General features: G+C 58.2%; 8 protein-coding genes. All 8 read right to left on the reverse strand.

Annotation, left to right across the window (positions count from 1 at the left end):
- Positions 1–166 precede the first annotated feature (166 nt).
- The 8 genes from SH664x_RS04465 to SH664x_RS04500 all read right to left on the reverse strand — a co-directional run bounded on the left by SH664x_RS04465 (position 167) and on the right by SH664x_RS04500 (position 14,361).
- Complete coding sequence (locus SH664x_RS04465) at positions 167–4,891, reverse strand: hypothetical protein (RefSeq protein WP_437205389.1); 4,725 nt, start codon at positions 4,889–4,891, stop codon at positions 167–169.
- Between the two features lie 101 nt (positions 4,892–4,992).
- Entirely contained in the window at positions 4,993–6,576 is a 1,584-nt protein-coding gene (locus tag SH664x_RS04470) for a PulJ/GspJ family protein (protein WP_437205391.1), read from the reverse strand.
- An 8-nt stretch (positions 6,577–6,584) separates the two neighbouring features.
- Complete coding sequence (locus SH664x_RS04475; protein WP_437205393.1) at positions 6,585–7,844, reverse strand: hypothetical protein; 1,260 nt, start codon at positions 7,842–7,844, stop codon at positions 6,585–6,587.
- 71 nt (positions 7,845–7,915) lie between these two features.
- Positions 7,916–8,968 carry a pilus assembly FimT family protein gene (locus tag SH664x_RS04480; protein ID WP_437205395.1) on the reverse strand — a complete coding sequence of 351 codons (1,053 nt, stop codon included), beginning with the start codon at positions 8,966–8,968 and terminating at the stop codon, positions 7,916–7,918.
- Positions 8,969–8,977: 9 nt separating this feature from the next.
- Positions 8,978–9,988 carry a type II secretion system protein gene (locus tag SH664x_RS04485; RefSeq protein WP_437205397.1) on the reverse strand — a complete coding sequence of 337 codons (1,011 nt, stop codon included), beginning with the start codon at positions 9,986–9,988 and terminating at the stop codon, positions 8,978–8,980.
- Positions 9,989–10,002: 14 nt separating this feature from the next.
- Positions 10,003–10,986 (reverse strand): type II secretion system protein, encoded by a 984-nt coding sequence (locus SH664x_RS04490; RefSeq protein WP_437205399.1) that lies wholly within the window; start codon positions 10,984–10,986, stop codon positions 10,003–10,005.
- 291 nt (positions 10,987–11,277) lie between these two features.
- A complete protein-coding gene (locus SH664x_RS04495; protein ID WP_437205401.1) occupies positions 11,278–12,528 on the reverse strand; it encodes a type II secretion system F family protein in 1,251 nt (416 codons plus the stop codon).
- Between the two features lie 111 nt (positions 12,529–12,639).
- Positions 12,640–14,361, reverse strand: coding sequence for a GspE/PulE family protein (locus SH664x_RS04500; RefSeq protein WP_437205403.1), 1,722 nt, complete (start codon positions 14,359–14,361; stop codon positions 12,640–12,642).
- Between the last annotated feature and the right edge of the window lie 28 nt (positions 14,362–14,389).

Raw genomic sequence — 14,389 nt, forward strand, 5'->3', positions numbered from 1 at the left:
CGGACTGCTGTGTTGTTTTGCAGCAGTTTTGACGGTTGTGTCGCTCGTCGAGAATTCTTCGTCTGCTTTAAGTCTCAATTGTTTCTAGACTTCTGACAGATTTCAGGTCACTCGTCAACACAAAAAGGCAAATCTCACACCAGAAACGGAAACCTCCACGGACTTTTTACGGCAAATCCTGTCGGTGGATAATGAATTTCCGAAAATCAAACGTGTTGTCGGAAGGGTTGTACGCCTCTTCCAGCCGGGACATATCGACCACTACGAATTGCCGGTACGTCGGCAGGTCGTCCGCCTTCGCTCCCACCTGAACCGCACCCGCTGTGGCCCCCGATGAAATCTGGTGAGCGTCATGGAACTGGATTTCGATCCACCCACTGAAGATGTGGCTCCGATTGGTCGTGTTGTTCAGGACCTTGGAAAAGATCCGGTGCCGGGTGTGGAAATCGACCTGATCGCCGGTCGTGCCGGACGTATCGGTATCGGCTGTCGCCCGAGCTTCGAACAGGTGGAGTCGTTCCACATCAGCGCCGCCGTCGATTCGTCCCCAGGGAGATTCGGGATGACCCGTGACCGGGGGGACGGTCTGGGCGACATTCTTCCGGAGTACGGTGTCGACCTGCCCCTGATTCGCCGGAGCGGACATCAGCGAAGTGGACTGGAACGGCCGCGACCCGACCAGCCCCGGTATATGAATGCGGGGCGAGGCGGCTGACCCGTTATCAATACCAAAGAACAGGAACGGGTCGATCATGTCGCGTGAACGTAACAGTTCCCGGTACCAGTTCCGACCGATGTCAAAGCCGGCGTTCTGTTCGGCACTGGAGTCTGCAAAGGCGGGGGTGTCGCTATAGAGCATCGGGTCGTCGATCAGTGCAGCCAGCACCGATTCGTCGCGGACCAGATTCAGGTTCACCTTTCCGGGAGTCCGCCGCATCTTCGGCAGCAGCCCAATGGAGGGATCACCGTACTGCTGCAGATTCTGGGGAATGACCATCAGAAATTCGAGGAGCCGGTGCCAGCGATTGCCGACTGCGACCGGCAGCCGCGGCTCTTCCGGATCGAGGAACAACGTCCCGGCGACAGCTGGAATACGGCTGGCGTCCCCCGGACTGAGCTGTGCCTCGCGGTTGTAGTAACCGGACATGCGGGCATTCACCCCGAAGTTGGTTGTCGCGCGAGATGTGGCAAACTCCGGTCCATACAGCGGAATGGAGAACAGTTCCGCGAGGGAAGTGAAATCCCGGTCGAAATGGGGCTGCCAGAGGTTGAACGAGTCCGGAGTATTTTCATTCTCCTCTCCGAAGCTGTTCACGATGGTCGGATCGGGATTCATCGGCTCCGTGCCGTTCCAGATGTTTTCGCCGCGACGATCAAACGGCTGGGGACGTTCTCGCGATTTGAGCTTCTTCATTTCCTCGGTGAAAGTGGCACCGATATCGAACAGGGCAAAGCCCGGCACCGGAGTCCCCACACCGATTTCATTGATGAAAACCTTGTCGACTTCAACCCAGGGGTTGTCTTCGTTCTCCGCGTCGATGTTGTATGCGGGTCGGGCTCGGAGTGGGTTGAGCCGACGCCGGAGTTTGACGCGAATCTGCCCCCCCTCCTCCTTCACTCGGGTGGCGACATGCGGAGGGAAGAAGTCCCCCAGAGTCGTGATGGGTGTGACTGAAGAGAGCGGGGTGATGCTCCCATCGATCAACCGGAAGTCGTCCGTCGGATTATCGGTGATCAGATCGAGGTCCAGTGCTCCACTGGCCGGGACGATGGTTGTGAAATCTGTGGCGCCGTATTCATTGACCCGCATGTAGCTGGGACGGGGGACCCCGGCATCCTGATTGTGTGAATCTCCCGCCGAGCCGATAACGAATCTGCCCCCCGCATTCACCGTGGCAGGGCCAATGGTGAGTTCGCGGATGTGTGCGGCCGGCATTTCGAGGGGCTCTTCAGTGGGAATTGGCGCGGTCACGGGGCCAAACGCAACCTCCAGGCGGATCTGCCAGTCCCAGTTCAGCGTCAGGTTAAACGGCGTGCAGTTCTGCAGCTCAATATAGCTGAAGGAGCGGTCCGCTGTGTCGTTCCATTCGGTCTTGGAGTCTTCCGTCCCCTCTTCCGTATGCACAAAGAGCACTTCACTGAGTGTGAGGAGTTGAGCCTCGACCCCCCGAACCACGCCACGCTGGGCACCTGGGTTGGTGTCGGTGTCGTCAGAGAAGGGGTCGTCATCCAGATTCCAGCCGTCACTCAGGTCGTAGTCGTACTCGAACTGGGTGATCACCGAATCGGTATCGAGGGCGTCGACAAGGTTGACGGCAAACTGGGCCATCTGCTCGACCTGATCGTTGATGCCGTTGTTGTTGAGATCGTAGGTCGTCGCAGGTGTCACCGGATAATGCAGTAACGGATCGGGCGATGTCGGATCAAAGTTGGCAATGCCGGTCGCCACGGAATCCGGGGCACCCAGGACATACAGCAACACAAAGATGTCGCGGGCGTACTGCTGCCGTTCCTGCCGCGCGATGAATTCCTGATCACCTGAAGCCGGAGGAGTCGCATCAATGGAAGGGTGTTCGGTCAGCCGGGTGAAATTTGGAATGCCGTTGGCGGCGATCCCTTTCAGCACACGGTTGATGTTAATCCGTTGCCCCATGGAGCCGTTCTGTTGTGCGGCGCTCCAGGTAATCACTGAGGATGAAGACCCATTGTCGATCACACAGCTCAGCAGTTTCCGCAGCGAATCGCGGAAGGGATCTGTTGGGGAGTTGACGGGGTCGTTGCCGAATTCGGGTGGGAAGGCTCGCGGGTAAAGCGTGGCCCCACCGCTGGTCCATTCATTGAATTCATAAGAGCGATTGCCATTGTCAGCGCGATGACTGAATTCCAGCCGGTCCCAGCTGTCGGTCGTAAACCGCTTGCGGATCAGGGGAGCCAAACGGTTATCGCGGAAATTGTACGAAGCCAGTTCTTCAACCCGTGAACGCTGCCCGCTTGCCTGTTTGTCCGCATCGCTCCCCTGTAGCGCGAAAATCTCGCTGGGGTTGAACAGGGCATCATCCCCGTTGCGGATGGCGGGCTCGATTCGAACCTCGTCCGGTTCATCGATAATGGTGCCCGAAATGGGAGTGGGAGAAAACATGGCCGGCAGACGACTCTGCGTCCAGTATTCATCGTAAGAGGGATAAGCGAACTTGCCGTTGACCGTCAGGCGGCGGACCCGACCGTGGTTGTCTCCCGTCGGGGCCTGTGTCGCGTTACCGCTTCCGAACGGATCGATCGGATGACCGTAGTCATCGTAGTGATTATTAATTGTTGAATCGTCGTCATCGTTCAGTCCGCTGCCCCCCGGCTGAGGGATCACCAGACCGGTCAAATCGGGGGTCGGCTGGTTGATGCGGCCATTGGCCCAGTTCCGGAAGGCGGAGATGCTGCCGCTGTCACCGTATCGCCCCAGCAGCGGGGCATCGCCAATCAAGTTGCTTCCGGTAGAATTGAACTGCATGCGACCCGTCAGCAGCTGCACCAGTTCGACGTTCGAAAGCGCCATCCGCGTGGCGGGCTGTTCGCTGGTCAACCCGGTGTGATTCCCCAGAAGGTTGCCTAGCGTATCCTTGGTATACGCGATGTTGGAGGGGTCTGCGGTCAGCCCCAGACCGAGGTTGACTTCGAACGAGGAGAGACCCTGATTCGAAACCGAGAACGGACCGGAATTCATGCCATGTCGGCGAACCGTCAGCCCGGACAGGTTGCCGTGCGCATTCAGATTGAGGAGCCCGTCGTTGTCGGTCCATTTCATCATGGCCATCGGCACCACCTGTCGACCACCAGGGAGGTTGATGATCGGATGACCGATGTCCAGCAGGATCGAATCCCGGATGCCGTCGCGATCGACATCGCCATCGAGTTCGTACCAGATGTTGTTCAGATTGGTCGTCGAGAAGATTCCCATTTCGTTCACGACGCCGTTGTTGTTGGCGTCCAGCCGAAACGGAAACGGGCCGATCAGGCGATTCCGGTCACCGCTCTGCGCGACGGTGCCGCCGGCCCCCACATAGCGGTTCTGCGTCCAGCTATTGGAGTTGTCTTTTGCTTTGTGAAGGCTGTGGGGCCGCAGGACTTTATTGGTGGAGTTCGAGTTTTCAGCGTAATCTTCAAAGCCGGAACCGGTGCCGGTCATTGCGTCCAGCCGGCGGCGTGTGAACAGTTGCGGGCGAAAGTACGAGGGAATGACCACGCGGTAGCGGTTTGCGGTGTCTCCCAGCGTGGTCTCCAGCGGGACCGCTTCGTCAAACGCGAGGAACATGGAGTTGACGTCGGGATAGGTGTAGCCCGCGTTGGAGTGGAAGACATTGGCCTCTGCGGGGGTCGAGCCGGCATTGGCGGCCCGGCTGAAGTTCAGAATGAAGTTGTCCTGATCGCGAACTGTCGTCGGGTCGTAATAGACATTGAACTCGCCGGGCGTATCGTTGGTGCTGCCCCCCACGTTGAACGTCGGATCAGGGAAGCCGTCGCCGTTGAAATCGGCATTCACGACCATGCCGCGGCCACTGTACGGAAAGGGGCGGTACTGCAGTTCGTCGCCGCTGGCGAGAGGTGTGCCGAAGATGTGCGCCAGCATCGAGTAATGGGCGCCGGAGAGGACGCTCTGCTCTTCCGACTGCGGACGCGGACCGACAATCGCCTGCCGCAGCACGACATCGATAATGCGGTCAGGATCAAGCTCCAGCGACTCGGCACTGGCGAAGTACTCAGCGCTGTTCCGCTCCTGACTGGTCCAGCTGTAGAAGAACAGTCCCAGCACCAGCAGCGTCGACATCAGCGAGAGGACCACGATGATCACCGCTCCCCCGCGTCGACGATCTTCGGGCCAAGGCTTCTGGTTCAGGTGCATGTGACTCTCCTGATTCGCAACAGATTCACAAAACGGGGACCGAGGGGAATCCGTGACGAATTCTATGCAGTTCAGCGGGCTGCGTGTGCGGTGCATGTTGTTTACTCCACGAAGGAATGAACAACGCTGACGTAACGCGCGGCGTCATTCTGCGTATCGCGGTAACGGATGACGATCTGAATTCCCTTGAGAGGAACCCGGTTGTCAACACAGGTCCACTCGCTGGTCCCGTCCTGAATGACAGTGCCGGGAATCAGCGGATAGACCGGCTGCTGGGTGCCCATCTGCCCCGCCTTGGTGCAGACATAGACAAACGGACCTCGCACGGCAGCCGGAGCGCCCGCCAGCGAATCTGGCACAATGGCTGCGTTGAGTGAGGCGGTGCCGCCGCTTCCCCAGGTTGCAAACGTCTTGATTCGCCGATCGCGCCAGGGAATGCTGTTACCGGCGGAAGGATGCCAGGTGTCGAAGGTCGTGACCGTGCTGAAGTTCCCCGAACCTGTGCCGAGGTCGGTTCCCAGCAGTCCGGGAAGGTTGCTTGTCGGTGTATTGATGAAGGTGCTGTGAAGCCCTTCGTCAAAGATATCCACGTCAAACGCATCGACATTGGTCAGCACCACTTCCTCGCCGAGGTGCGTGTCGTCACCGTTGTATTGCTCAATTCTGCCATCCTCTCCCAGTGTGAGGTCTGGGCGCGTGAAGGGATTGGTGGTCGGTACTCTACCCGGCCAGCCAAACGTACCGTCCGCCATTTCGGCTTTGGTGTAACGTCCGAAGAATTGCCCCGTACTGTCGAACTCGACTGTTGCCCCATTTGCCGGATTGAACCCGAAGCGGTTCGCCGGAACCCCCAGTGGCATGTTCGCCAGGCCGAGATGGTTATCGAGTGACTGCAGGCTGTGGAACCAGAGGTAATTGCTCCCCCCCACAGACCGGCGTGTGGCGGAGTAGTCGAAGTCCTGATAAAACTCGCCCTGCGCACCGCCCACCGTGTAGTTCGGGTTCGAGAGACTGTAATAGGTGGCCCCCGAAGCCAGCGTCGGCTGGCTGTTGGTTGTCGCGGCTGAGGGATCAGGAGGATCCCGCAGTAGCAGCACCCGACGATACAACGTCCCGTTGCGACAGAAGTAGGCGATCTCCGCCGCGCGGGAAACACTCATCTCGTTGCTGGCATCTCCGTCATCCCGTTCCGGTTCGTTCGTTCCGTTAAAGGGAGTGAGCGGTTTTGACCCGCCGGTGTAAAGGTTGGTCGGGCCTGATTTCGAGGCATCACCCCGCTGGCCGACCCGGACCATGGCCGTGAACTGCAAAACATCGTCGATCTGATTGTTGTCATTCGAGTTGTTCTCGGAGATATACAGATACCCTCGCTGATTCACTGGATCGACGATGAGCTCGTCCCCGGGAGCAATCGGCACAATCCCCTGCACGGTTCCATAGGGAAAGGCTGCCTGCCGATAGGTCAGATTGGCCAGATCGCTGCGCAGCAGGGTGGCGACATTGCGGGCCCGCTGGTCATTGTTGGCCAGTGCCCGCTGGTCAGTGATCGTCGAGACCGCCGACCCATAGATCTGGGCGAACAGCATCATGATCAGCGCCACGAGTCCAGTCGCCACCAGCATTTCCACCAGCGTAAAGCCGGTGGAAACGGTCTGCGGATTCGAATTGGCGGGCGAGCGCCTCATGGGTCATCCTAGAAATTGTAAACGGTCACGATTCGTGGCATCAGGATGGCCTGCCCCACATCATTGGCCGTTGTTCCGATGGTCTGCTCCATGCAGGGGCGATCCAGCGTCAGGATGGCGGAGTTCGTGCCTTCCTTGATGTGCACGATCTTGTAGAATCGTGCCTGCCTCGCGTCAAACACGTAGCCGCCTTCCTTCAGGTTTGGCTGCGGAGCGCCGCCGCCCAAGAAGACAAGCACCTGATCCAGCGACAGCGTTGGCTCCTTAACGTCGGTATCTGCGTTGAATGCGTAGTTACCGAAGTTCGCCTTGTAAACGTACTCTGCATCGAGAGAGTAGTTCCGGTTGAAGAAGACGGCGCACGACACTTCCGGCTGTGCCAGAAAGCCGTTGAAGTGGACAGCGAGAAGGCTGCTATAACGAGGCTGATAACTTTCGACCTTCACGTAGGCATCGTAGCCGGTGGGAATCGGTCCACCTGCAATCGTGAAGGAGTTTGAACTGGCAATATCCACCTCGCGCCTGACATTCTTTGTCCGGTTAGAATTGTACAGATACACACTTGTTTTTGGTGGGATTCCGGCAAGGTCAACACCTGCTGGAGCTTGGATCATTGAGGAAGAGACCGAGGCAGGGACAAACGACAGATCCGTGGTGTAGGAGTCGATCACCCGGAAAATAGCATCGGTTTTTCCGCTCAGGCCGGAATTCATCCGGGTGCCGTCGAAAGCATTTGTTCTCCGTAGCTCGAATGCAGGCTCTTCGGAGGTGGATTCGCGGTTTCCAAAGATGTGCGGCTTGTAGGCTGTCGACACCAGCAGGCCGACTGGATCAACGACATAGTTGTAATACTCCGGATTGGTGACTGGATTAATGACGGTCCACTGCGCTGTTCCGTCGATGGTCGCACCGCTCAGGTTCCATTGCGGTTCACCGGCACCAGACGTACCTGCGGTCGTGCAACGAAGAATGGCATTGGGCTGCGGAAACAGTTGTCCCGGTGGCAGATTGGGGATAATGACCTCATTCACTGCGTAAGTGGTGTTCGGCTTCCAGTCTCCCCTCCACGTAACATTGAGCCCGTCACTCCAAGTCGAGTTATCTGCAGGTGGAACCAGCATCGCTGGCATCATGCGCGTCAGTTCCTTGACGTTGTCCACCAGCAGCTTCGAGTTCGTCAGTTCCGTGGCACGAATGGAACTGGCCACACAGAGCGGGAACAGCGTGAAGATCGGAACGATGCCCAGTCCCATGATCAGCAGCGACATCAGCACTTCCATCAGAGAAGCACCGGAGCGCGGCGGGACGATCGGAGTGGGGAGGATGCGGTGCCGTCTGTTCATGGCTTGGCTTCCTTCCCCTGGACGGCGAAGCGGAAAGGCTTGCTCGCGAAGTCATTGTTGTAGCCAGCTGTCTCGGCACTGGCCGTGGTCGGATCGACCTCAGAGACCACGATCGCACCGGTACTCGGAAACAGCGAGACGAGCCGTTGACCTTTTTCGGGATCGGCGGGGACTTGACCGGCAGGGATGGGACCTCCAGCACTGAGATTGGATCGGGCCAGCATGACATCAGAAGGATGGGCGATCCGGAAATGCAGCAGCTTGCCGGCGTTGGCGGAAACGCCGGTCAGTGTTCCCTGGGGTGAAAACAGAATATCGAGCGGTGCCCTGTAACTCGGGTCGAGATATGGTGATGGACGCCAATCACTGGGGACCATACTGCTGTCGAGATCGATGCAGGCCATTGGGCCGAGCGTGATGGGATCACTCGGGAGTAAAACTGGCGCCAGTTGCAGGTGATATCGAACATTGGTTCTTTGGATCGCGACCTGTTGTGTCCCGTTCCAAGAACTGGGTTGGTATCGTCCACCCAGGAGGAGTTCATCGGGCATCAGAATGTCAGTGACCGGCTTGATGGTCGTATACCAATTTCCCGAACCGACTGGGATTTCCATTCGACAACCGGGGCGAATGAGTCCAGTGTCATCAGAATTCATGAGCGGACCCCACGTGCCCGTACCCGCGTCAGTCACCTTAAATCTCTCTGGTTCGGTCGGGCTGGCAGGCATGATCACGATATCGGACAGCGTCCCCTCCAGCATTTCGGAAGACCCGACATAAGCCAGGCTGGTGACGATGCGGGGATCGTTGGCGTCCAGCAGCAGCCGCAGGCCCCGGACTTCCCCCGCTTTGATGGCTCGCGAGCGGGCACCTTCCAGTGCGTTCTTGAACGTGGCGGCTGCGTTGCTGATCCGGTCATTGTTGTCGGTGCGGAAGGCACCGATCACGACCGTCGTCAGGACGACGAAGATCGAAATGACCACGAGCAGTTCGACGAGTGTGAACCCGTCCCGCCGTCGCCTGTCGAATTGTCGGTGTGGACCGTTCACACGCATGCCTTATGGTTGCTGGCTGGTAATGTTGTCGCTGGCCTGATCGACGTTGACGATCTTGCCCAGCCGGTTCACCGCAAATGAATTGTCAGTGGGGAGCCCCAGGCCGAGCGCCTCGTCGGGTCCGCCAGAGACGACGAGCGGAACGTAATAGGTTCCGGGCTGGTGGTAGTAGTCAATGTTGAACGACTTGAAATCGGCAGGGTTCAACGGCGCAATGGTCAGCGAAGTTGCCGAAGTGAACGGCGTCGCGTTCGTGCCGAGCGGATCGAGCGGATCCACATTCACATTCTGCGGCAGCGTCGGGATCAGGGTCTTGACGATCGGACCGTTGGTCGCGTCCGTCACATCCAGTATGAAGCTCGTCGGAAAGTTGTAGAAGAACAGCGGCCGTTCCCAGGCATCGACAAAGGCTGAGAGCTTGACGCTGCTGATTTCGCTGACAGCTTGCTCAGCGACATGCCGGGGATTGATTCCATCGACGGTCAGGACCGGCAATGGGTAGGTCTTTCCGCCGGGAAGGACCTGCACTCCGCTTCCCTGGGTCAACGCCAGGTACAGCAAAGCGGAGCTGGCAGCGTCCTTGCAGTCTTCTGATTTTGTTGCTCCGGCCCAAAGTCCAGCCAGCGGGGCATCATCGTCACCGGTGCCGATTTCAAGGTTCCAGCCCCCCAGATCTTCCGGACGCTGCGGCAAGGCTTGGCGGTACATCATCTTCTTGAGGATGAAGGTGGCTCGAGGGACGGTGATGTTGTTAGTGGAGTTCAGCTGCGCGAGCTTCTTCGCCTCTACCGAGACGTCGGCCCGTTCAATCGCATCGACCCGCTGCTGGATGATGTCGTTCAGTTGACGGAGTGTCGCCTTGGTGGCGTTCACCCTGGCGTTTTCGGTGCTGCGTCCGATCGCCACAACCATCATCGAAATGACGAGCGCCATAATGGCGATGACCACCAGCAGCTCCACCATGGTGAAGCCGGCGCGACGCTGCGTCGGGGGATGTTTCTTAAGTACGTGCATGGGGACACAGAAACCTATGGCGCCAGAGGACCGGGATGGAAGTTGGTAATGTTGTCCTGCTCGACATTCCGGGCGCCGGAGAGCTGGCCCTTCGGGTTCTGAGGGTCGAAAGTTCCGCCTGCGCCATACTCACCATCTCGGCCGGGAGAGATGATCTGGTAAGTCTTGGCGTTGAACGCCAGGTTGGTTACAGGTTGTTTGTAGGTGTTCAAAAAGTTCGAGGCATCAGTCTGCAGATCGGGGTTGCGAGTATCAGGAGAGGGAAAAAGGTTGTATCCACGACCTTCGTTGCTGCTGGCAAAGAGATAGGGCTTGAGCTGGCCGGGGAGGGGGTCCCGGTATTCCGGCATGTAGGTTTCGGTATCTTTGAAGAATTCGTTGCACATCCGTGCGGGGTCGAACTCGAAATAGGGACCGTGTCGCTGACCTCCTCTGCGAAATGGATCTGCGGGGTTCGTGGAAAAGCCAAGGGGCGCCCAAGTGGAAGGATTTCCAGCACCTGATGCGACCCCATTCTGATCGATGAAGTCAGTCGCGCAGACCCCACCCAAAAAGAAAACGAGACATTCAGACCCGTTCAACGTAATCTTGTCGTCATCGTCGCCATCTCCATTGATGTCGCGGTTAATTGCGAAGTTGAAATTAGGCCAAGCTTGAAGAATGAAGGCCTTGGCTTCTCTCGTTGGCAAGTCGGTATCACCCCAGTCGGAGCCCTGTTCACACAGCACGATTGAACTCGGTGGTTCCACCCCGAACTTCAGTTTGAAGTCGGCAATCGCCTTTTCCAGATTCTTGATCTCGACCGTCACGGCGGCATTCCGCGCGCTGATTCTCGCGCTGTTGATCGCCGGAAAGAGCAGCGACGCGAGAATCGCGATCACAATGATCACGACCATCAGCTCGATCAGTGAGAACCCGCTCCGGCGGTTCGTGGCGATGAGCCGCTGCCGGGTCAACCGACTCTGTCGACGATGGGAAATGAAACTCGAACGCTGCATGGAAACCGCTCCGCTCGGAGGGGACAAAACTGATCGGGATTCGGGAGCGATGCCGGACAACAGTGCGGGAACACGCTGTCCGGAATCGCGGGAATGGCACCTTGGGGCGGGCTGGATCACCTGTGGCGAAATGATGCAGGCCCTGTTTTTTCTTGAACAACGGAACGCGTTGTTGCAAAACGGTTTTTGTCGAATTCCCCTCTTCGGCAGGAAAAGGCACGTTTGGTGCCGGGCACTGCCGGGGTCAGGAAGATTCTGCCCGACGCTGCAACCGCATCGGGCCCGGATCGATTACGACAGTTCGTTCAGCAGCTTGACCAGCGGCATGAACAACGCAATCACGATAAAACCGACGATCAAACCGAGGACCACCACCATGAGTGGTTCCAGCAGGTTGATCAGACCTTCCACCAGCACGCTGACTTCTTCGTCGTACACGTCGGCGACTTTGTACAGCATGTTGTCGAGGGCACCGGTCTCTTCCCCCACGTCCACCATGTTGACGACGAGGTCGTCGACGATGCGGGTTTCCTTGAGCGGCACAGCCATCGATTCCCCCTCGCGGATGGAGGAGTGAATATGGTCGAACGCTTTCCGGAAGACTTCGTTCCCGGCGGTGTCGCGGGCAATGGATAAGGCTTCGAGAATGGGGACCCCCGAGGCGATCAGGGTACCGAGAGTTCGGGCGGTCCGGGCAGTCGTCGATTTGGAGACGATCTGCCCGAGCACGGGTATTTTGAGTGTGATGCGATCTATTATGTACGCCCCGGTTTTGTTTTTCCTGATGAGCTTGTACATGATCAGAAGTGAGATCGGCACCACCGGAATCAGGTACCAGTAGTTGACCACGTTGTCGCTCATGTTGATGAGCACCACCGTGATGCCGGGCAGCTCCACGCCGAAGTCCAGGAAGATCTGCTTAAACTTCGGAATGATGTAGTACATGATGAAGCCGACGATCAACGTCGCCACGGTGATCACCGCGACGGGGTAAACCATGGCCCCCTTCACCTTCCGTTTCAGGCTCTGCGACCGCTCCTGGAACTCGGCCAGACGTTGCAGAATGATTTCGAGTGCTCCCCCTGCCTCCCCGGCTTTCACCATGTTGACGTAGAGGTTGTCGAACGCCTTGGGCTGCTTCGCCATCGCCTCCGAGAGGGTATTTCCCGACTCGACGTCCTCGATGACGCCCATCAGCGCGTTTTTCAGCGGTCCGGGCTTCGACTGAATTTCCAGAATCTTGAGGCTGCGGAGAATCGGCAGTCCGGCGTCCTGCAGGGTCGACAGCTGGCGGGTGAACATGGTGAGCTTCTTGGCGCTCACGCCGCCGATAGAGAAGGTCGCCTTCTTTCGGGGTCCGGCCTGCTTGGTCTGTTTGGTTTTGTCATCTTTCTTTTTGCGAGAGGTCTTCTCGGAGATCTTCGTCACGAAGAACCCCTTCTCGCGAATGATCTGCTGTGCTTCCTGCTCTGTCGGGGCTTCGATGGTTTCCTTGATTTCGAGCCCGGTATTATCCATGGCTTCATATTGAAAAACCGGCATCGAAAGCTCCTTCAGTAATCAGCAGCGAAAAGTGCGATTCGTTTCGAGTTTCAAATCTGGGGGAATCACTCAATCACTTGTTCTGGTCGGTCGACCTGCCCGTCTGGAATGTCAGTCGAGGTCTTCCATGACGGTTTCCCGGGCCACTTCATCGATCGTGGACAGACCGTCGAAAATCAGTTTCAGTCCCGCTTCCCGCAGTGTCGTCATGCCGTGGCTGCGGGCGAGGTTTCGCATTTCGTCCACGCTCGCATCGGAAGCGATCATGTCGCGGATGTCATCGTTGACTTCCATCAGCTCGTATATGCCGATGCGTCCCTTGTAACCGGAGTTGTTACAACGCTGGCATCCCTTGCCGTAATAGAATTTGTAGCGCCGGGCCTGCTCCACGGGAAGCTGGAGTTCCATTAACAGCTCATCACTCGGTTCAAACTGCGTCCGGCATTCCACGCAGATCCGGCGCACGAGACGCTGGGCGAGGATGGATTGCACGGTGGCGGTGATGAGGAACGGGGGGACTCCCATATCGCGGAGTCGGGTGATCGCGGAGGGGGCATCGTTCGTGTGCAGCGTGGAAAACACCAGGTGTCCGGTGAGGGCACTCTGCACGGCAATTTCGGCGGTTTCGTAGTCGCGAATCTCTCCCACGAGGATCTTGTCGGGATCGTGACGCAGAATCGCCCGCAGCGCCTTGGCGAACGTCACATCGATTTCCGAGTTGATCGGCACCTGCACCAGCCCGTCGATGTCGTACTCGATCGGGTCTTCGGTCGTGATGATCTTGGTTTCGATGTCGTTGAGTTCGTTGAGTGCGGAATAAAGCGTCGTGGTCTTGCCGGAGCCGGTCGGGCCCGTCACCAGCACGATTCCGTTCGGCCGTTCGATCATTTCGCGAAAGCGGCTGAGCGTCTGCGGGTCCATTCCGATCTTGTTCAGGTCGAGCTGCACGACGGTCCGGTCGAGCACCCGCATGACCACTGCCTCGCCGAACATGGTCGGCAGCACGCTGACTCGCAGGTCGACGGGATTGCCCCCGACGTTCAGTTCGATACGACCGTCCTGCGGGAGGCGGCGTTCGGCGATGTCGAGGTTGGCCATCACCTTGACGCGGCTGACGATGGCGGCAGCCAGGTGGCGGGGTGGGGGAACCATTTCGTAGAGCACGCCGTCCGCGCGGACTCGGATCTTGAACTCGTCTTCGAACGGTTCAAAGTGAATGTCGCTCGCCTGATCTTTGATGGCGAGGAGAATCACCATGTTCAGCAGCTTGCGAATGGGATGCGAGCCGGAGATTTCGTCATCCCCGCCGATCTCGTGCGGGCCCATCGCTGCGTTGAGCGATTTGGTCCCGACTTCCAGATCCTCCAGCTCGCTCATCAGCCCTTCCATGTCATCGGACTGACGGGTGGCGTAATGGCGGCCGATGGCGGCTTCGACTTCAGGGAGAGAAGAGACGGCTCCCCTCACGTCAAAGCCGAGGAAATTGCGCAGGTCGTCGAGCGCTGCCAGATTCTGGGGATCGGCCATCGCCACCGTGAGGACATTGTCCTTCAGGGAGATCGGCATGATCTTGTAGACGCCGGCCATGGTCTCGGGGACCAGTTCCAGCACCTTGGGGGGAATGTTGGTCTCTTCCAGATTGACGACCGGCATCCCGAACTGTTCGGCGAGGGCTTCGGTCACCTGGGCTTCGGTCACCAGCCCCATCCGCTTGGCGACCTGGCCGATCACTTCTCCGGGACTCTGCTTCTGTTCTTCGAGAACATCCCAGAGTTGGTCCTCGTTCAGATAGCCGAGGTCGACCAGAATTTGTCCCAGCTTCCGTTGAGCCATTGAAAAGAGTCCTGTGCGGGCAGCGGCA

The sequence above is a fragment of the Planctomicrobium aquicomposti genome, assembly GCF_051466325.1.
Taxonomy (GTDB): domain Bacteria; phylum Planctomycetota; class Planctomycetia; order Planctomycetales; family Planctomycetaceae; genus Planctomicrobium.